Origin of the sequence: Haloferax sp. YSSS75 (genome assembly GCF_046764215.1) — an archaeon.
Classification (GTDB): domain Archaea; phylum Halobacteriota; class Halobacteria; order Halobacteriales; family Haloferacaceae; genus Haloferax.
Genome location: NZ_CP177206.1, coordinates 985,948 through 1,004,043, shown reverse-complemented (window position 1 = coordinate 1,004,043; position 18,096 = coordinate 985,948). Strand labels below are relative to the sequence as shown.

The 18,096-nt window shown below is 63.8% G+C and carries 19 protein-coding genes; 13 read left to right on the top strand and 6 right to left on the bottom strand.

Translation table 11 applies throughout. The features are described 5' to 3' along the window. The first annotated feature begins 10 nt into the window (after window positions 1–10). From dapF to psmA, 7 genes are all read left to right on the top strand, one after another. Complete coding sequence (gene dapF / locus ACK3R5_RS05255; RefSeq protein ID WP_411963011.1) at window positions 11–877, top strand: diaminopimelate epimerase; 867 nt, start codon at window positions 11–13, stop codon at window positions 875–877. Then, complete coding sequence (locus ACK3R5_RS05250; RefSeq protein WP_411968286.1) at window positions 874–1,965, top strand: M20 family metallopeptidase; 1,092 nt, start codon at window positions 874–876, stop codon at window positions 1,963–1,965. Before dapF ends, ACK3R5_RS05250 begins: the two co-directional genes overlap by 4 nt. A gap of 50 nt (window positions 1,966–2,015) precedes the next feature. Then, window positions 2,016–2,582 carry a BGTF surface domain-containing protein gene (locus ACK3R5_RS05245; RefSeq protein WP_411963009.1) on the top strand — a complete coding sequence of 189 codons (567 nt, stop codon included), beginning with the start codon at window positions 2,016–2,018 and terminating at the stop codon, window positions 2,580–2,582. Between the two features lie 76 nt (window positions 2,583–2,658). Further along, entirely contained in the window at window positions 2,659–3,354 is a 696-nt protein-coding gene (locus tag ACK3R5_RS05240; protein ID WP_411968285.1) for an RNase P subunit p30 family protein, read from the top strand. Further along, a complete protein-coding gene (locus ACK3R5_RS05235; protein ID WP_411968284.1) occupies window positions 3,338–4,009 on the top strand; it encodes a class I SAM-dependent methyltransferase in 672 nt (223 codons plus the stop codon). Before ACK3R5_RS05240 ends, ACK3R5_RS05235 begins: the two co-directional genes overlap by 17 nt. 3 nt (window positions 4,010–4,012) lie before the next feature. Further along, on the top strand, window positions 4,013–4,492 hold the full coding sequence (locus tag ACK3R5_RS05230) for an Rpp14/Pop5 family protein (RefSeq protein WP_411963006.1): 480 nt from the start codon (window positions 4,013–4,015) through the stop codon (window positions 4,490–4,492). Between the two features lie 6 nt (window positions 4,493–4,498). Then, on the top strand, window positions 4,499–5,266 hold the full coding sequence (gene psmA, locus ACK3R5_RS05225; protein WP_411968283.1) for an archaeal proteasome endopeptidase complex subunit alpha: 768 nt from the start codon (window positions 4,499–4,501) through the stop codon (window positions 5,264–5,266). Window positions 5,267–5,517: 251 nt separating this feature from the next. Here the strand turns inward: psmA and ACK3R5_RS05220 are convergent, their stop codons facing one another. From ACK3R5_RS05220 to purH, 6 genes are all read right to left on the bottom strand, one after another. After that, on the bottom strand, window positions 5,518–5,871 hold the full coding sequence (locus tag ACK3R5_RS05220; protein WP_411963004.1) for a helix-turn-helix transcriptional regulator: 354 nt from the start codon (window positions 5,869–5,871) through the stop codon (window positions 5,518–5,520). Window positions 5,872–5,896: 25 nt separating this feature from the next. After that, window positions 5,897–6,649 (bottom strand): NRDE family protein, encoded by a 753-nt coding sequence (locus tag ACK3R5_RS05215; protein WP_411968282.1) that lies wholly within the window; start codon window positions 6,647–6,649, stop codon window positions 5,897–5,899. Between the two features lie 49 nt (window positions 6,650–6,698). Continuing rightward, window positions 6,699–9,143, bottom strand: coding sequence for a dihydropteroate synthase (gene folP / locus ACK3R5_RS05210; protein ID WP_411968281.1), 2,445 nt, complete (start codon window positions 9,141–9,143; stop codon window positions 6,699–6,701). A gap of 104 nt (window positions 9,144–9,247) precedes the next feature. Continuing rightward, window positions 9,248–9,676, bottom strand: a complete 429-nt coding sequence (locus ACK3R5_RS05205) for a universal stress protein (RefSeq protein ID WP_411963001.1) — start codon at window positions 9,674–9,676, stop codon at window positions 9,248–9,250. A 77-nt stretch (window positions 9,677–9,753) separates the two neighbouring features. Then, a complete protein-coding gene (locus ACK3R5_RS05200) occupies window positions 9,754–10,398 on the bottom strand; it encodes a LysE family translocator (protein ID WP_411968280.1) in 645 nt (214 codons plus the stop codon). 149 nt (window positions 10,399–10,547) lie between these two features. After that, on the bottom strand, window positions 10,548–12,125 hold the full coding sequence (gene purH / locus ACK3R5_RS05195) for a bifunctional phosphoribosylaminoimidazolecarboxamide formyltransferase/IMP cyclohydrolase (protein WP_411968279.1): 1,578 nt from the start codon (window positions 12,123–12,125) through the stop codon (window positions 10,548–10,550). A gap of 189 nt (window positions 12,126–12,314) precedes the next feature. Here purH and purB point away from each other — a divergent pair, with 189 nt between their 5' ends. The 6 genes from purB to ACK3R5_RS05165 all read left to right on the top strand — a co-directional run bounded on the left by purB (window position 12,315) and on the right by ACK3R5_RS05165 (window position 17,930). Next, on the top strand, window positions 12,315–13,706 hold the full coding sequence (gene purB, locus ACK3R5_RS05190) for an adenylosuccinate lyase (RefSeq protein ID WP_411968278.1): 1,392 nt from the start codon (window positions 12,315–12,317) through the stop codon (window positions 13,704–13,706). A 284-nt stretch (window positions 13,707–13,990) separates the two neighbouring features. Then, a complete protein-coding gene (locus ACK3R5_RS05185; RefSeq protein ID WP_411968277.1) occupies window positions 13,991–15,064 on the top strand; it encodes a glucose 1-dehydrogenase in 1,074 nt (357 codons plus the stop codon). After that, a complete protein-coding gene (gfcR, locus tag ACK3R5_RS05180) occupies window positions 15,061–15,693 on the top strand; it encodes a transcriptional regulator GfcR (RefSeq protein WP_411968276.1) in 633 nt (210 codons plus the stop codon). The genes ACK3R5_RS05185 and gfcR overlap by 4 nt, the downstream gene beginning before the upstream one ends. Window positions 15,694–15,767: 74 nt before the next feature. Beyond that, window positions 15,768–16,112: a glutaredoxin family protein gene (locus ACK3R5_RS05175; RefSeq protein WP_411962996.1), complete on the top strand. Its 345-nt coding sequence runs from the start codon at window positions 15,768–15,770 to the stop codon at window positions 16,110–16,112. A gap of 143 nt (window positions 16,113–16,255) precedes the next feature. Then, a complete protein-coding gene (locus ACK3R5_RS05170; protein WP_411962995.1) occupies window positions 16,256–16,822 on the top strand; it encodes a hypothetical protein in 567 nt (188 codons plus the stop codon). Between the two features lie 136 nt (window positions 16,823–16,958). After that, a complete protein-coding gene (locus ACK3R5_RS05165; RefSeq protein ID WP_411962994.1) occupies window positions 16,959–17,930 on the top strand; it encodes a phosphoadenosine phosphosulfate reductase family protein in 972 nt (323 codons plus the stop codon). Window positions 17,931–18,096 lie beyond the last annotated feature (166 nt).

Sequence of the window (18,096 nt, the reverse complement as noted above, 5' to 3'; positions counted from 1 at the left end):
ACAGAAAACTATGAGCGTACTCAACACCGTCCCATTCGAAAAGTTCCACGGCACCGGAAACGACTTCTTCGTCGTCGATGCCGAAGACTCAGTTCCAGACCGACCCGCGTTCGCACGAACGCACTGCGACAGACAGGGTGGCATCGCACTCGACGATAGCAACCGACGCGGCGCAGATGGCGTCCTCTTTCTCGCACTCGAATCTCGCTACGACCCACCACGCGTCGTCATGACGCTCGTCCAACCCGACGGCTCTGTCGCCGCCATGTGCGGCAACGGCGCTCGCGTCGCCGCGGCGTGGGCCGCAGAACGAACGGGGTCCGACGAGATTATGATAGACACGCCCGCCGGAACCCGCCGCGCGTCGCTCGACGGCGACGACGTGACCGTCGAGATGGGCGTCCCGTCGTTCCACCCGCGCGACGTTCCACTCGAAAGCGACGACGAACTCGTCGAAGCAGAAGTCGAGGGCCTCAAAGTTACCGCGGTCAACACGGGCGTCCCCCACGCCGTCGCCTTCGTCGACGACGTAGACGACGTGGACCTCGAAGGAGTCGCACCGTCGATTCGGCACGCACCGCTGTTCACCGAGGGGACGAACGTCACGATTGCCTCGCCGGACGGTGACGGTGGCTTCCGCCAGCGCACCTTCGAACGCGGCGTCGAAGGCGAGACGCAGTCCTGCGGAACGGGCGCAGTCGCCGTCGTCGCCGCGGCGAAGCGACTCGGCCACGTCTCCGGTGACGACCCGATACGCGTCTCCCCGCCGGGCGGGACGCTCTCGGTCACGGTTCCCGACGAGGGGTCGGCACTCCTCGGCGGTCCAGCGGTCTACGAAGGGAACGGCGAGGCCGACATCGTCTTCCGCGAACGATGAGCGGCGACGGGCTCGACCCCGTCTCGTTCCTCGAACGGGCCGTTCCCGTGGCCTCGAACGACGACGTCGAAGCGATGCGTGAGCTGCTGGTCGAGACGCTCGATTCGCACGGTGCCGACCCGACTGTCGACGACGCCGGTAACACCATCGCCTCCAAGGGCGCGTCCGACCCCGAGACACATCTCGTCCTCAACACCCACATCGACACCGTCTCGCCGCACATCCCGTACGAACGCGAAGACGGTATCATCCACGGCCGCGGGTCCTGTGACGCGAAAGGCCCACTCGCGGCACTCCTCGCCGCGTTCTTCGCTGCCGACCCCGCGCCAGACGCGCGGGTCACACTGGCGATTACGCCCGACGAAGAACTGCTCTCGACGGGGGCCGCCGCCCTCGACGTGGACGGCGACATGTACATCGTCGGCGAACCGACGGGACTCGACGTGTGCACGGCCGCGAAAGGGAGATTCGAAGGGACGGTGACGCTCGGCGGCGTCGCCGCGCACGCGGCAGAACCCGCCTCCGGCGCGAACGCTATCGACGCGCTCGAACCCGTCTTGCGGGCGATTCGGTCGTTCGACGACGGCCGAGACGCGCATCCTGACCTCGGCGCGGCCACGTTGACGCCGACGATGGTCGACGGCGGCGAGAACTCGAACCAGGTTCCGGCGGCCTGTCGCCTCGTCGTCGACCGGCGGAGCGTCCCACCGGAGACGGCGGACGGATTCCGAACGTCGCTCGTGGAGACGCTCCGGTCGGTCGTTGCCGACGACGTCGACGTCGACTTCGAACTCACGGAGCGACCCACCCCGTTTCTCGAAGCCTTTGCGACCGACCCCGACCACGAACTCGTGACGGCGCTCGCAGACGCGTCACGGGGCGCTGGTGGGCGCGGTGACGTCAGACCCTTTACCGCCGCCACCGAAGCCTCCTACTTCTCACCGGCACCGGTGGTCGTCTTCGGCCCCGGCGTCCTCGCCGACGACGAGGGTGCCGTCGCACACGCCGACCGGGAGTACGTCCTGACCGACCACGTGCGGACTGCGGCGAAGGCGCTGGTCGATGCCGTCGACCATCTCGTCGCCTAAGTGTCGCCCAATCAAAACGTTCTTTATTCGCGGAAGTTTCCGTTAATACGATGCGCCCTCCACAGTCGCTTTTCGCCTTCCTCCTCGTCTTGGTGACGGTGTCGGCAGGCGTCGTCGCCGCCGATGGCGCGACGGCCATCGACCACCAAGGCGAAGAAATCGTCCTCGACGCCGCCGGAGGCCAACACGTCGCCGGGACGACACCGTTCGACCCCGGAACCGTCATCGGCGTCCGTATCAAGTCGGTCGGTGACACCCATCCGTTCTTGGTCTCGAAGGCGGTCAGAGTGAATCAGAATGGCTCGTTCGACGTCGCCTTCGACCTCTCGGAGTTAGCGCCGCTCCGCGGTGGGCCGATAGCAGTCAGCGTTCGGCACAACGAGACGACTATCCACCAGATTTCCGGCGTCATCGTGACGAAGAACATGCCCGACGAATCGACGCTGACGTACGACTCGTCGACGCCAGCGACCACGAGTGAAGCGACGTCGACAGCGGCCACGACCACGTCGACGTCGACGCCGACCGGACCGCTGTCTGGAGTGACGGTTCCGGGACTCGGTATCATCGCGGCCCTCGTCTCGCTCCTCGCTGTCGGAGCGCTCGCGCGTCCGTGACGGCAGCGTCCACACACGTCCCTCGCGTCCATCGTGGAACGCAACGCCCTTTTTCCACCCACTCTATCGTCGGCATATGTACGAGGCGGTCTACGCACACCCGGACGGCGAGAGCACGGCGAGTCGCGTCGCACTCGCCGCCGAGAGATACGGGTACGACGGCGTCGTCGTTCGGGGGATGGACGCGCGTCCGGAGTACGACCGTCTCCGCGACGAACTCGACGTGGACCTCGTCGACGCCGTCGAAATCGACGCACCAGACCCGGAACACGCCAGCGGGGCGGTCGGAAACTACCGGCCGCAACGTGAACTCCTCATCCTCCGCGGCGGGACGAACGCACTCAACCGCTTCGCCGTCGAACAACCCCGCGTCGACGTCCTCGCGCGTCCGATGTCCGGTCGCGGGAACTTCAACCACGTCCTCGCGAAGGCCGCCCGAGAAAACGGCGTCCGCGTCGAATTCGACCTCGGACCGGTGCTCCGAACCGAAGGCGGGACGCGCGTGCAATCACTGTCGGACCTCCGCAAACTCCGCGAACTCGTGGAGTACTACGACGTTCCGTACGTCGTCTCCGCCGGGGCACACTCACACCTCGAACTCCGCGCCCCGCGTGAGTTGGCCGCAGTCGGTGCAGTCATCGGATTCGACCGCGAGCAGATTCTGGATGGCCTCCGCGAGTGGCGGCGACTGACCGAGCGAAACCGAGAACTGACGTCCGAGTCGTTCATTGCCCCCGGTGTCAAACGTGGTCGATATGAAGAAGACGATTGAGGAACACGCGGCCCGGTTTTCCGAACTCGCCCCCGAGTACGACGAGTCGCAGAACCGCGAGGAGTACCGTGCCTGTGTCTCCCTCGTCGTCCACTACGCCGACCCGTCGCCCGACGACGTGGTGTTGGACCTCGGGACTGGCACGGGTGCAATCGCGCTCGCGCTCGCACCGGACGCAGCACGCGTCATCGGCCGGGACATCAGCGAGGGGATGCTCGAACAGGCCCGAAAGAAGGCCGCCGAAGTTGGTATCGAGAACGTCGAGTTCGGCGAAGGAGAGTTCCGCGACCCGAACGTCCCCGATGGAGAGGACGTCGATATTGTCGTCTCCAACTTCGCCATGCACCACCTCTCGGACGAGGAAAAGCGCGAGGCCATCCAGGTCATCGCCGGACTCGAACCGAAGCGATTCGTCCTCGGCGACGTGATGTTCTTCGGCGAACCCGACCCCGACCACCCGTTCTACACGCCGGAGGTAGACGACCCGGCGACAGTCGGGATGCTCGCCGACGCCCTCACCGACGCCGGATTCGTCCTCACCGCCGTCGAGTCCGTCCACGAACAAGTTGGCGTGCTCGTTGCCGAGTCGAGCTCGGCAGGCCGCCGGATATCATCCGACGAGGTGGCCGAACGCGCACCCAGGAGCGACGAGTAATCCATGAAACACCTGCCAAAACATCTCCGGCCACGCTGGCGCTATCTCGCCGTCGAGCTCGAAGCGTGGCCCGACGCGACCATTCGACGCGGGACGTTCCAGCGAGAACTCTGGTACGCCGCACAGAACCTCTACGGCGATGCCGAGAGCGCAGACGCAGACCTGACCGTCCTCGGATTCGACTTCGAAGACGGCGTCGGCGAGACCATCGTCCGTGCCCGTCGTGGCCACGTCGACGAGGCGCGTGCCGCCCTCGCCTGTATCGACACGGTAGACGACGACCCCGTCGGGGTGAGAGTGCGTGGCGTCTCCGGCACGGTGCGTGCCTGTTCGGAAAGGTATTTACACCGCCGGGCCGGAATTTCTGAGGAGAGAGACGTCGTGTTCGAGAACGAATCCCGGACTGCCGTCGTCCGCAACTCCCTCTTGGACGTCAGCAGTCCGGACGGGTTCACGGGCGCGACGCAACTCGATTTCGAGTGATACTCTATGCAGGGACAAGCGCAACAACAGGCGTACGACCGCGGGATTACGATCTTCTCGCCAGATGGTCGACTCTATCAGGTCGAATACGCTCGTGAGGCCGTCAAGCGCGGCACCGCGAGCATTGGTGTTCGAACATCCGATGGTGTCGTCCTCGCGGCGGACAAACGCTCTCGCTCGCCACTGATGGAACCGACGAGCGTCGAGAAGATTCACAAGGCGGACGACCACGTGGGTATCGCGAGCGCCGGCCACGTCGCCGACGCCCGCCAACTCATCGACTTCGCCCGCCGCCAGTCGCAGGTCAACCGCCTCCGCTACGGCGAACCCATCGGTATCGAGACGTTGACCAAGGAAGTCACCGACCACATCCAGCAGTACACGCAGGTCGGCGGTGCCCGGCCGTTCGGTGTGGCCCTCCTCATCGGCGGCGTCGAAAACGGCTCCCCACGCCTCTACGAGACGGACCCCTCGGGGACGCCCTACGAGTGGAAGGCCGTCGCAATCGGTGCTGACCGCGGCGACCACCAGGAACACCTCGAAGAGAACTACAGCGACGACCTGACCCTCGAAGAGGGCATCGCGCTGGCACTCGAGGCCATCGCCGCGACGGCCGAAAACGGCACTATCGCGCCCGACGGCATCGACGTGGCGACTGTCTCGGCCGAGTCCGAGCGCTTCGTCGAACTCTCCAACGAGGACATCGAAGAGCACCTCGTCGCCAACGACCTGCTGGCGACTGAGGACGAAGACGACGAATCGGACGAAGAGTAAACCGCGTCCCGCGGTTTCGCGTTTTCTTCTCGAACTGATACCCGACAGGACCGACGCTCGACAGCACTGGTACCCGACAGCACTGGGACCCGACAGTACCGACGCTCGAATCCAGAGAGACGACGCTGTGTCGTCGGTATAGTCACCGTCACCGCGTGTCCGTGGGCAACGTCGTCACTCCCGAGTCGAATCGACCGTGTGACGACGCCCGAGAAAGCGTCTCGAAAGGGGCGTCTTCCGTTTCTGAACCGTCAGTACTCCTCGTAGGCGAGGTTCATCAGCCACTGCGAGAAGGCGTTACTGTTCGCGTTAATCTCTTCTTCGCCGATGAACGGCGAGAGCATGTCGCCGGCCATGAGCATCGAGAACTGCAGGTCGCGGGCGGCAGGTTCGAGATAGTAGGTCGTGTGGCCGTTGTAGACGGCCTGCGTCCGTTTGATGAGACCGAGCGACTCCAGGACCTCCGCGATACGGCTCCCTTTGCGGGAGGAGATGTCGAGTTCTTTCCAGAAGTCACTCTGATGGATGCCGCCCGACTCGCGGATGAGTTCGAGTCCCGCGTGCTCGTCGGAAGAAAGGTCGGCTTCGGCTTCGCTCGCGCTCATACAATCTACACGTCGGGCGAGTGGTTTAATGCTGACGTTCGACCGGTTCGAAGGCGGTCTGACACGGCGGCCCATCGGCGAATTCGTACGACGACTCCTCGTTTCCGAGCGTGATGAGCGACGACGAACGTGTCCCGAACCGACCGTCCGGGTCGTGGACGCAGACGCCGAAGTCGTGGTTTCCGAGGGCGTCGGCCGCCCGGGAGCGCCACCCCACCACCGACTCACTCGGTTCGGGTTGGAGCGCCTCCCAGAGACGCCGGGCGTTGTCGGCCTGTTTCTCGCCTCGCTCGGGATGCTTCGCCGGGACGAACCACGAGTCGTGCGTCCCGACGTTCACGACGACGTGGACGCCCGGGTCGAAGTTCCGAACGTCGAGTCCGCCGTCCCATTCGAAGTATATCGCCGCGTTCTCGTCGGCGACGACGAGGTTGAACCCGTCGTAGGTGTGCTCGTCCACCGAGTGTTCGACGTACCGCGCGGCGTCTTCGGCCGTCTCGTGGCGAAGGGCGTCGCGGACGAGTTGGCCGCGAGAGCGCTCGCCGCCACCGTCGACTTCGACCCATCGGTTCGTGATGCCGACGAAGACGCCGGCGTCGTTGTAACCGACCCACGTGCCACCCGCTTCGGCGTCCCGGGGGGCGACGATTCCGGGTCCGTCACCGTTCTCCCATCGCTGTGGCGGTTCGGCGGGTCTGTCGAGTAACTCGTCGCGGTTGGCGGCGACGACGACGGGCGCGTCTTCGAACACCTGCCACGCGAGGATGAGCGTACACACGGACGGAGGTAGGACCTACTCGGTCAAAAACGTCCGGAGGAAAGCGGGATTACTCGTCTTCGAACTGACTCGGGTCCTGCGACGCCAGTGCGACGTTCACGGCAGCGACGTTTTCGGGCACGTCGTGGACGCGGACGATATCCGCGCCTCTGTCGGCGGCGATGGCCGTCCCGGCGATGGTCGCCGCGAGGTTGTCGCCCGTCTCCTCGCCGACGAGCGAGAACATCGACTTGTGGGAGTGCCCGACGAGGATGGGACACCCGAGCGCGCTGAACTCGTCCACGCGGCCCAGCAGTTCGAAGTTCTCTACCTTCGACTTCCCGAACCCGAGGCCCGGGTCCACGATGACGTTGTGTCGGGGGATGCCCGCCTTCTCCGCGAGGAGGATTCGCTCGGTCAGTTCGTCGATGACGTCTTCGACCACGTCGTCGTAGTCGATGTTTTTGTCCGGAATCACCGGCGCGTCGATGCTGTGCATCACGATGACCGGCACGTCGCGTTCAGCCGCAAGAAAACGCATCTCCGGGTCTTCGAGGCCGGTCACGTCGTTGAGGATGTCCGCGCCGGCGTCGAGTGCCGCCTCCGCGACTGCAGCCTTTCGGGTATCGACCGAGACGAGCGTGTCGAGGTCCGCGAGTGCCTCGATGACGGGCGTGACGCGACGTATCTCTTCGTCCACCGGGACTTCTTCTGCACCGGGTCGGGTGCTCTCGCCGCCCACGTCGATGATATCGACGCCTGCGTCGACCATCGCCTTCGCCTGCGTGACGGCGTCGTCGATGTCGTAGAACTGGCCGCCGTCGTGGAAACTGTCCGGTGTGACGTTGAGGATACCCATGACGGCCGTCCCGTCTCCCCACGGATAGTCGTCTGTGGCCGCCTCGGCGTCGACACCGAGACTCGTGCGAATCTCAGTCGCGAGTTCGGGGAGCGCGTACGGTCGGTTCTGGAGCGTCTCGGTCAGGCGCTCGAACTGCGCCACCGTTGCCATCATGACGACGTCGACGAGTTCGCCGCCCGAGTCGTGACCGGAGACGGCACACTCGCCGCCGAGCGCGAGCAGTTCTTCGCGGACGACCTGTGCCTGTCGTCGCTGGACGCGGGTGCGAATCGCCCGGTTGACGCCGCTTTTGGCGACGTCCGCTCCCGTTCGTGGCACGTTGGCTCGTTCGAGTGTCGCTCGTGCCTCCGCGAGGGTTCGGTTCGTCTTCGGAATCATCGCCCGCGTCCACGTCGTCCGCGCTTCGGCGACGACGTAGAGCGACCCCACGACGAGGACGCAGTCGTCGGCGTCGGCGCGGCGTCGAGCGTCGTCCAGTGCGGAAGCGACGGCGCTCTCGGTCCGAACGTCCGGGATGCCGGCACGTTCGAAGACTGCAGAGAGTATCTCGGAGTCTTCGGCCCGAGAGATATCGGCGTGACAGGTAACGACCGATGCAATCTCGGGGAGTGCGGCCACCATCTCCTCGTGGTCTTTGTCGTGCATCGCGCCGTAGACGACGTGTAAGTCGTCGTAGTCGAACTCGTCTAAGACCGTCGCGACCTGAACGCAGGCGTCGGGATTGTGCGCGCCGTCGAGGACGACCATCGGGTCTGCCGACATGACCTCGAACCGTCCCGGCCAGTGGGCGTTCCTGAGGCCACGGCGAATCGCGCTGGCGTCGATATCGGGGGCGACCTGTCGGGCGAGCGCGACGGCGATACCGGCGTTTTGCGCCTGATACGCCCCTAACAGCGGGATTCGAAGGTCGAGTTGCTCGTCGTCCGTAGACACGGTAATCGCCGCCTCCTGATGGTTGACCCGGCCGTCGTAGGCCGTCCGAACGTCGGCGTCGGTGTCGACACCGCCGACGGTCACCACGTCACCGACTTCCTCGCGGATGACGTCGAGTGCCTCGCCCGTCGCACCGGTCACGAGTGGCGCGTCCGTCGGTGCGACGGCCGCCTTCGTGCGGGCGATTTCTTCGATTGTATCTCCGAGGACTGCCGTGTGTTCGAGCGAGACGTTCGTGACGGCGCTGGCGACGGGCGAGACGGCGCTGGTGGCGTCGAGTTCGCCGCCCATCCCGACTTCGAGGACGGCGACGTCGACGTCGGCGTCGGCGAAGTACCAGATGCCGAGCGCAGTCATCGTCTCGAAGAACGTGAGCGGTTCGCCCTCGGCGGCGCGTTCGACGAGGTACGGTTTCGCCTCGGAGACGAACGCGGACAGCGCAGACTCCGAAATCTTTCGCCCGTCGACGCGGATGCGTTCGCGGATGTCGTCGAAGTGTGGCGAGGTGTAGAGGCCGACGCTCAGTCCAGCCTGTCGAAGCGTCGATTCGAGCATCCGGGCGGTGCTTCCTTTTCCGTTCGACCCTGCAACCTGCACGAACGACACACCCTCGTGGGGGTCGCCGAGATGAGAGAGTAACCGCTGAATCGACTCGGTCCCCGGCTTGACCTGAAATCGCCGGAGGTCGAAAAGGAAGTTCACCGCCTCGTGGTACTCCATACGCAAACCACCCGCACGGTGGGCTTAGGCCTAACGCTCCGTCCTCACCACACGGGGGCGTCCCACTCGTCGGCGTGGGTGTCTCACTCGCCGACGTGTGTTCCTCACTCGTCGATGTGGACGACGAGGACCGGACGCTTCGCGTTCTCGACGACGCGTTCGGTGACGCTCCCGAGCGACGTGAGTTTGTCTCGGCCGGTCCGGCCGTGGGTCCCCATCACGACGACGTCGACGTCGTGTTCGTCGGCGTATTCGAGGATGACCCGGTGCGGCACGCCCTCGCGGACTGCCGTCGTCGTCTCGCACTTGCCTTCACACTCCGCGACGCACAGTTCGACGGCGTCGACAGCGTCGTCTCGGAGCGACTGGATGACCGCGTCCTGCTGGTCGCCACCCGCGGCGAGGTAGACGCGCTGGTCGACGACCGAAAGTACGTGTATCTTCGAGTCTGGCCCGGCGAGTTCGAGGGCGTGTTCGATTGCCCGACCCGTTCCGTCACTGCCGTCCGTGGGCACCAGAATATCTTCGTACATACACGTCGATTCTCCTCGCCGACACTTGAAGCATCCCGTTGATTTTGATTCGTGAGAACGACGGCGGTGACGGCCACTCAGACGAGACTGGCGAACACGACGACGGCGAATCCGACGAGAATCGCCCCTGCGAGTTGGTTCACCCGACGCAGGACGTCTGGTGTGACCCGACTTCGGAACAGCGACACGCCCGTACTCAGGGTCAGCCACCACGCCGCCGACCCGAGGACGACGCCGCCGACGAAGACGAGTGCGTCGCGGTACGCTCCCGAGACACCCACCCCGACGCCGGCGAAGATACCGACGAACGCGAGGATGGTGACGGGGTTGGTCAGCGTCAGAACGAACGTCGACGCGTAATCCGAGAGCAAGCCATCGCCGGCCGACTCGGCCGCCGTCTCGGCCGGTTTTGCGGTGACGGTTTGTATCCCAAGATAGAGCAAGAACAGGCCACCGGCGACCCGGATTCCGGTCTGAAACGAGACGAGAACAGAGGAGACAGCGGTCAGACCGAGTCCAGCGACGAGTCCGTACACCCCGTCGGCGGTGGCGGCCCCGAGTCCACTGACGAACCCGGCGCGCCGCCCCCGTGAGAGCGTTCGCTGGATGCACAGGACGCCGATTGGGCCGACCGGTGCGGCGATAGCGAATCCGAGGACGAGACCCTGCCAAAAGAGCGATAGCGGGGCGTCAGAGAGAAGTTGTGTCGGGACCGTCGCCATCTCTGTGTAGAGGCGAGGGACGAGTGGCGTAAAACGTGTGTGGTCGTGCTTAGAGGTTTAGACTCTCTTTCGTTTCACTCAGTCGTGTCTGAAATCGCGTGAGACTCGCGTCGCTCGTCTCACTGACTTCCGTCACTCCGTCGCGTTGCTCAGTCGTGACGGAAGCACCGCTGACCCGTAAACACCATCGCAATCCCGCGCTCGTTACACGCGTCGATGACCTTCTCGTCGTTGACCGACCCGCCGGGTTGGATGACCGCCTCGATACCTGCGTCGGCGGCCTTCTCGACGCCGTCCGGGAACGGGAAGAACGCGTCAGAGGCCATGACCGCACCCTGTGCGTCCTTGCCTTCGGCATGTTCTTCTGCCTTCATCGCCGCGAGTTCGACGGCATCGACGCGGGAGACCTGACCCATGCCGACACCGACCGTCTCGGTTCCTTTAGCGAAGAGAATCCCGTTGGACTTCACGTGCTTGAGAACTTTCCACGCGAAGAGCATCGTCTCTAACTGCTCGTCTGTGGGTTCCGTCTCGGTGACGACTTCCAGGTCGTCCAGCGTCGGCGTCCACATGTCGCGTTCTTGGACGAGTCGCCCGCCGACGAGCGCTTTTTCGGTGTAGGTCTCGGTGCGTTCGCCGAGTTCACCAACATCGAGGACGCGGAGGTTCTTCTTCTCGGTGAGCACGTCGAGGGCGTCGTCGGTGTAGCCCGGCGCGACGACGACTTCCTTGAACGAATCGACGACGAGTTCGGCCGTCTCGGCGTCGCATTCGCGGTTGAGGGCGACGATGCCACCGAAGGCGCTCATCGGGTCAGTCGCGAGGGCGTCGGCGTAGGCGTCGGCGAGCGTGTCGGCCGTCGCACATCCGGCCGGGTTCGTGTGCTTGATGACCGCCGCGGCGGGTTCGTCGAACTCCTTGATGAGGTTGAGCGCGCCGTCGGCGTCGTTGTAGTTGTTGTACGACAGTCCCTTCGCACCCTCGTTGAGTTGTGGTGCACCGACGACTGACGCCTCCTCACACGTCTCGTCGACGTAGACGGCGGCGTCCTGGTGCGGGTTCTCGCCGTAGCGAAGCGTGTCGTACCGGTCTTCTGAGGTGACGCGACGCTCGGGGAGGCCGGCGTCTTCGTCGCCTTCGACGGTGACCGTGTCGTCTTCGACGGTCACGCGGCCTTCGGCGAACCAGCGGACTGCACGGGGGTATGCTTTGAACTCGGCGTCGTAGAGGACGCGCGACTTCAGGTCGTCCTCGTCGTCGCCGTCGTAGACCGGTACGGCCTCCTGTGTGACGATGGGGCCGCCGTCGACTTCCTCGTCGACGACGTGGACCGTACTGCCAGTCATCTTCACACCGGCGTCGAGGACCTGTTCGTGGGCGTCCATCCCCGGGAAGGCGGGGAGGAGCGACGGATGGACGTTGAGCGTCGTCGGCGTCGCGTCGATGAACGTCGACGTGAGGACGCGCATATAGCCGTCGAGGCAGACGAGGTCGAAGTCGTAGTCTGCGAGGGCGTCGAGGATGCGTTCTTCGTGTGATTCCCGGGACTCGTCGTCGTCGCGCTCGACGACTTCCGTCGGGATATCTTGCTCAGCGGCCCAGTCGAGGATGGGCGCGTCGGCGTGGTTCGAGACGACGACGCCGAGTTCCGCTCCGCCGGGGGAGCGCTCGGCGATGTTGCGCAGGTTTCGTCCACGGTTGCTCGCGAGACCGGCGATGGTGACCATGTGGACAGAGCGTGTCGCGGTCCTCAAAGTGGTTGCGGTCCTCCTCGAAAATGTATGCTCATCCGTGCATAGTGAGTGCCGAATGAGAGCACACAATGGCATCGAATATCCACACACTTGCCCACCTCGGCGCAATCGGACGGACACGAACCCCCACCGTTTAACCCATCCCACCGAGACGACTCACTCATGACCGACGCCGACCGGAACGACCCGCTTTACGCGGTGTCACCGCTCGACGGGCGCTACGCCTCTCGAACCGCCCCACTCGCACCGCACGTGAGCGAGGCCGCACTCATGCGCGCTCGTGTGCAGGTAGAAGTCGAGTATCTCGTCGCACTCGCGGACCTCGATGCGACGCCGCTCGAACTCACCGAGGCGGAGCGTGCCGACCTTCGAGCGCTCTACGATGAGTTCGACGCCGACGCCGCCGACCTGGTGAAACGACTCGAAGTCGAGGGTGCCGAAGGCTACAGTGCGACGAATCACGACGTCAAGGCCGTCGAGTACTTCATCCGCACCGAGACGGACGAGTCCGTCCACCCGTGGATTCACTTCGGACTGACCTCTGAGGACGTGAACAACCTCTCACACCGTCTGATGGCCAAGGGGGCCGTCGAAGACGTGCTCGTCCCCGAACTTCGTGAGATGCGCGACGAACTCGTCGCCCTCGCACAGGAGTACCGCGACGTTCCTATGCTCGCACGCACGCACGGACAACCCGCCACGCCGACGACGTTCGGCAAGGAGATGGCCGTCTACGCGTCTCGTCTCGGTCGGACGCTGGCCCGCGTCGAGTCCGCGAGCGACGCCCTCGCCGGCAAACTCGCCGGTGCCTCGGGCACCTACGCTGCACACGTCGCCGCCTACCCCGACGTGGACTGGCGGGCGTTCTCCCGCGAGTTCGTCTCCTCGCTCGGCCTCGAACACGTCCCGCTCGCGACGCAGGTCAACCCCTGTGACGACCTTGCAGCGCTGTTCGACGCCGTCCGCGGCGTCAACAACGTCGTCGTGGACATGGACCGCGACATGTGGCTCTACATCTCCGACCGCTACCTCGGCCAAGAGACCGTCGAGGGTGAGACGGGGTCGTCGACGATGCCGCACAAGGTCAACCCCATCGACTTCGAGAACTCCGAGGGGAACCTCTCGAAAGCGAACTCCGACCTGACGTTCCTCGCCGACTACGTCACCACCTCGCGCCTCCAGCGTGACCTCTCGGACTCGACGGTCAAGCGCAACATCGGTGCCGCGTTCGCACACTGTCTCATCGGCTACAAGAAGACACAGACCGGTCTCGGGAAAATCGTCCCGAACGAACACGTCATGCGGCAGGAACTGGACGACACGCCGGCCATCATCGGCGAGGCAGTCCAGACGATTCTCCGTCGTGAGGGAGACACGCACGCCTACGAACGCGTGAAGGAACTCACGCGTGGTCGTGAGGTAACGCTAGAAGACTTCCACGACCTGTTTGCTGACCTCGACGTGAGCGACACGACGCGCGAAGAACTCCTCGCGTTGACGCCTGCGACGTACGTCGGGCTTGCGGACGAACTCGTCGACGACGTGGACGACTGACCGGAGGACGCTGGCCGCTCGACAGACTGATTTTCGGGACGTCGCGCTCGCCGAGCGATGTGAGTGTCAGGAAAATACCACCAGTGGAGGCCATCGGGCACGGGAGTAGCCTCCATGCGGTATTGGCACGGGTGCGGTGAACGCCGACACGAATGGGCTGGATAGGCTGGTCCGTACGTGACGGTTCGTCATGGGCTGGTTAGACGACGAAGGGCGCTCACCGTGAACAATTATTTACTCAGCATAGAATAAGTCTTTTGGTGGGGTGGTGCATTGGTGGGAGTATGAAAGCAATCGTCGTCAAGCGGGGGGAAGACAAACCGGTCGTCATCGACAAACCGCGACCAGAACCCGAATCTGGGGAGGCACTCGTCCGGACCCTACGGGTCGGCGTCGACGGAACCGACCACGAGGTCATCGCCGGTGGGCACGGCGGATTCCCGGAGGGCGAAGACCACCTCGTCCTCGGCCACGAAGCAGTCGGCGTCGTCGTAGACCCCAACGACACCGAGTTAGAGGAAGGCGACGTCGTCGTCCCAACAGTTCGGCGTCCGCCTGCCTCGGGGACCAACGAGTACTTCGAGCGCGGCGACCCGGACATGGCCCCCGACGGGATGTACGCCGAACGCGGCATCGTCGGCGAACACGGCTTCATGTCAGACTTCTTTACGAGTCCCGAGAAGTATCTGGTCCGCATACCCCGTTCGCAGGCCGAACTCGGGTTCCTCATCGAGCCTATCTCTATCACCGAGAAAGCCCGTGAACTGGCCTACGCGAGTCGTTCGACGTTCGACTGGGACCCCACGTCGGCGCTCGTCCTCGGAAACGGGAGTCTCGGCCTGCTGACGCTGGCGATGCTGAAGACCGACGACAAGGCCTACGACAATCTCTACTGTCTCGGCCGGCGTGACCGCCCCGACCCGACTATCGACATCATCGAGGAACTCGGCGGGACGTACGTCGATTCGAGAAAGACACCGGTCGAAGATATCCCGGACACCTACGAGCAGATGGACTTCATCTACGAGGCGACGGGGTTCCCGAAACACGCGATTCAGTCGGTGCAGGCCCTCGCTCCGAACGGCGTCGGCGCGCTCCTCGGAGTGCCAAGCGACTGGGCGTTCGAAGTCGACGCCGGAGCGTTCCACCGCGAGATGGTCCTCCACAACAAGGCGCTCGTCGGGAGCGTCAACTCTCACGTCAAACACTTCGAAGCGGCGACGGTGACGTTCACCAAACTCCCCCGGTGGTTCCTCCGTGACCTCGTCACCGGAATCTACCCGCTTTCGGAGTTCGAAGAAGCATTCGACGACGACGACACCACTATAAAAACGGCCATCGAATTCAGCACCGTATGAAGAACGTCGACGACCTCATCGCCAGCGCGGCGGAGCTCGCGGACCGTGGTCTCTCGAAAGGCGAAATTGCCGACGAACTCAACGTCTCCCGCGAAACCGCCAGTTGGCTGGTCGAACGAAGCGGTGCTGCGACGAAGCCCGAACCCGCACAGAAACCCGATGGCCCGCACGACATCCACGTCGACTGGAACGCAATCGGGAGCGGTGGGAAACGCCTGACGTACGTCGGGCGCGCACTCGCAGACCTCCTGATGGAGACCGGCAAGGAAGCGGACGTCACCATCGGCATCGAGAAAGCGGGCGTCCCACTCGCGACGAGCGTCTCCCGCGAACTGGAGACGTCGCTCGGGTCGTACGCCCCTGCGAAACACCAGTGGGACGAAGGCGACATCGAGGACCTCGGCGGCGGGTTCTCCCGTAACTTCGCCCCCGTCGACGGGAAAGATTGTTTCATCGTCGACGACACCGTGACGAGCGGAACCACGCTCCGCGAGACCATCGACTCCCTCCGTTCCGAGGGCGGTGAACCGCTGGCGTGCGTCGTCATCGTCGACAAACAGGGCGTCGACGAAATCGACGGCGTACCGGTCTACTCGCTCATCAACGTCGTCCGCGTCGGCGAAAAGTAACGCCGCAGTTCCCCGGGCCGGGTCACTCGTTCCACGACGCAACTCCTTTGTCTGCCGGGGCGTAATGTGGTGCTATGACTTTCCAACCCGAGAGCATGGACCCAGAAGAAGTCCAGTCCCGCGTCGACGAAGCTATCGAGAACAACGACGTCGTCCTCTTCATGAAGGGTAACCGCCTGATGCCGCAGTGTGGCTACTCCGCGAAGGCCCTCGAACTCATCTCCCAGTACGTCGACGAGTTCGAGACGGTAGACGTCCTGCCCGCACTGCCGCACTACCGCGCGGCACTCGACAACAAGAGTGGGTGGGAGACGATTCCACAGACCTTCGTCGACGGCGAGTTCGTCGGTGGGAGCGACATCCTCGAAGAACTCGACAACCGCGGCGAACTCGAAACGACGCTGACAGGCGGAAAGTAACCGACTGACGCCGTTTTCGGTAGTCGTCTAATTGCTACCTAACCGGAAGGGGAGGCCATATAAGTCTCCGACTCGTACATCAACACAGGTATCGCTAACCGCGTGCGACCGCACTGTGGCACTCGTCGATACCGAAGCCAACAATGTCAGGCCGCGTATATCGACTCCACTCGACGTTGGAACTGCCACTCGAAGACGTAATGGACTACTTCGAGAACGACCCCACTCTCCCACCGGAGGTTGAGGATGTGGACATCACGCGCCGCAACAACACCCTCATCATCAAAGCCGTCTCTGCTGACGACAGTCTCAGCAAGTACACGCCGACGGCACAACTGAAAGCGAGCGTGACGGAAAACCGCGTCTACGAAGAAGAGCCACCCCGAGCAGGAGCGCCTAGCTGGGGAGACGAAGAAGAAGAGGAGATTCCCTCGGAACTGGTCGAGTTCGCCTGCTTCAAGGGTGACCTCGAAACCGTCCTGCAGAACACTGCACTCCAGTACCCGATGTTCCTCGTGCTCCGTGAGGTTGCGATGCTCTCGGAGAAGGGAACGCTGACCGCCATCACCGAAGAAGACGACGAACTGCAAGCGACGCGCATCGTCGAAGGCGAAGTCCGCGCCGCCTCCGTCGAAGTCGTCGAGAACCCACAACAGAACGGGTCGTCCGACAGCGGTGTCAACTGGCGCGACAACAAGTTCATCTCCTGAACCTTCCGTATCCTCCATCCGGGTGCCACAGTTCGACGGTCACCGCCTTCTCTCACTATGTCTATTGATACCAATACGCACTCGATACCGCAGGCAAAAAGCATTTACAGCATCTAATTATATCTAATTACGAACCATGTCGGATGCCTTCCCAGACTACCTCGACGTCGACTACACCGACGGTGAGGGGGAGACGCCAGACGACTACCCGAGTACCGAAGACAAAATCGAGAAGGCTATCGAGGTCACGAAGCGAGGCCTCGAACAGTACGAGAACCCCGCCGTCATGTGGACCGGTGGGAAGGACTCGACGCTCACGCTCTACTTCATCAAGGAAGTCGCAGAGAAGTTCGACCTCGAAGTCCCGCCTGCGGTCTTCATCGACCACTACCAGCACTTCGACGAAATCATGGACTTCGTCGAACACTGGGCCGACGAGTGGGACCTCGACGTCATCTGGGCACGCAACGAAGACGTCGGCAACTACGTCGACGAACACGGCCTGGAACCCGGTGACGACATCCCCGTCTCGGAACTCTCCGAGCACAACCAGCACCACATCCGCAACATCCTCGAGTACGAAGACGACACCTTCCCCTTCCTGCTCGACACCTACGTCGGCAACCACCTGCTGAAGACCGTCGCCCTCAACGACACCCTCGAAGCACACGACATCGACGGCGTCATCTCCGGCGTCCGCTGGGACGAACAGGAAGCACGCGCCGACGAGACGTTCTTCAGTCCGCGCCACAACCCCGACATCTACCCGCCGCACGACCGCATCCAACCCATCCTCCAGTTCGAAGAGAGCGCCGTCTGGGACGCGTTCTGGTACTTCGCCGTCCCGGACACCGTCGAGAACTACCCCGAAGATGGCTACGTCCCGACGAGCGACACCGACCTTCCCGAAGGCGTCACGCAGGAGGACGTGCCCGTCTCGCCGAAGTACTTCGCTGGTTTCCGCAGTCTCGGCAGCGAAGTCTCGACGGACAAGTCCGCCGACGAACCGGCGTGGCTACAGGACATGGCGAACACCACCGAGCGCGCAGGCCGCGCCCAGGACAAAGAAGACCTGATGGAACGCCTGCGTGACCTCGGCTACATGTAAGACGACGTTTTTGCTCACTCGGGTCGCACTCCGTGCGACCACTCGTTCCAAAAACCTCGACTAAAAAGTGCCGAGTAACTCGCTTCGCTCGTCACTCGGGACAGTATCTTTACCACACCGTGACACTCGTTTTCCACTCTTTAACGCCGGTAGGAGACGCCTAACG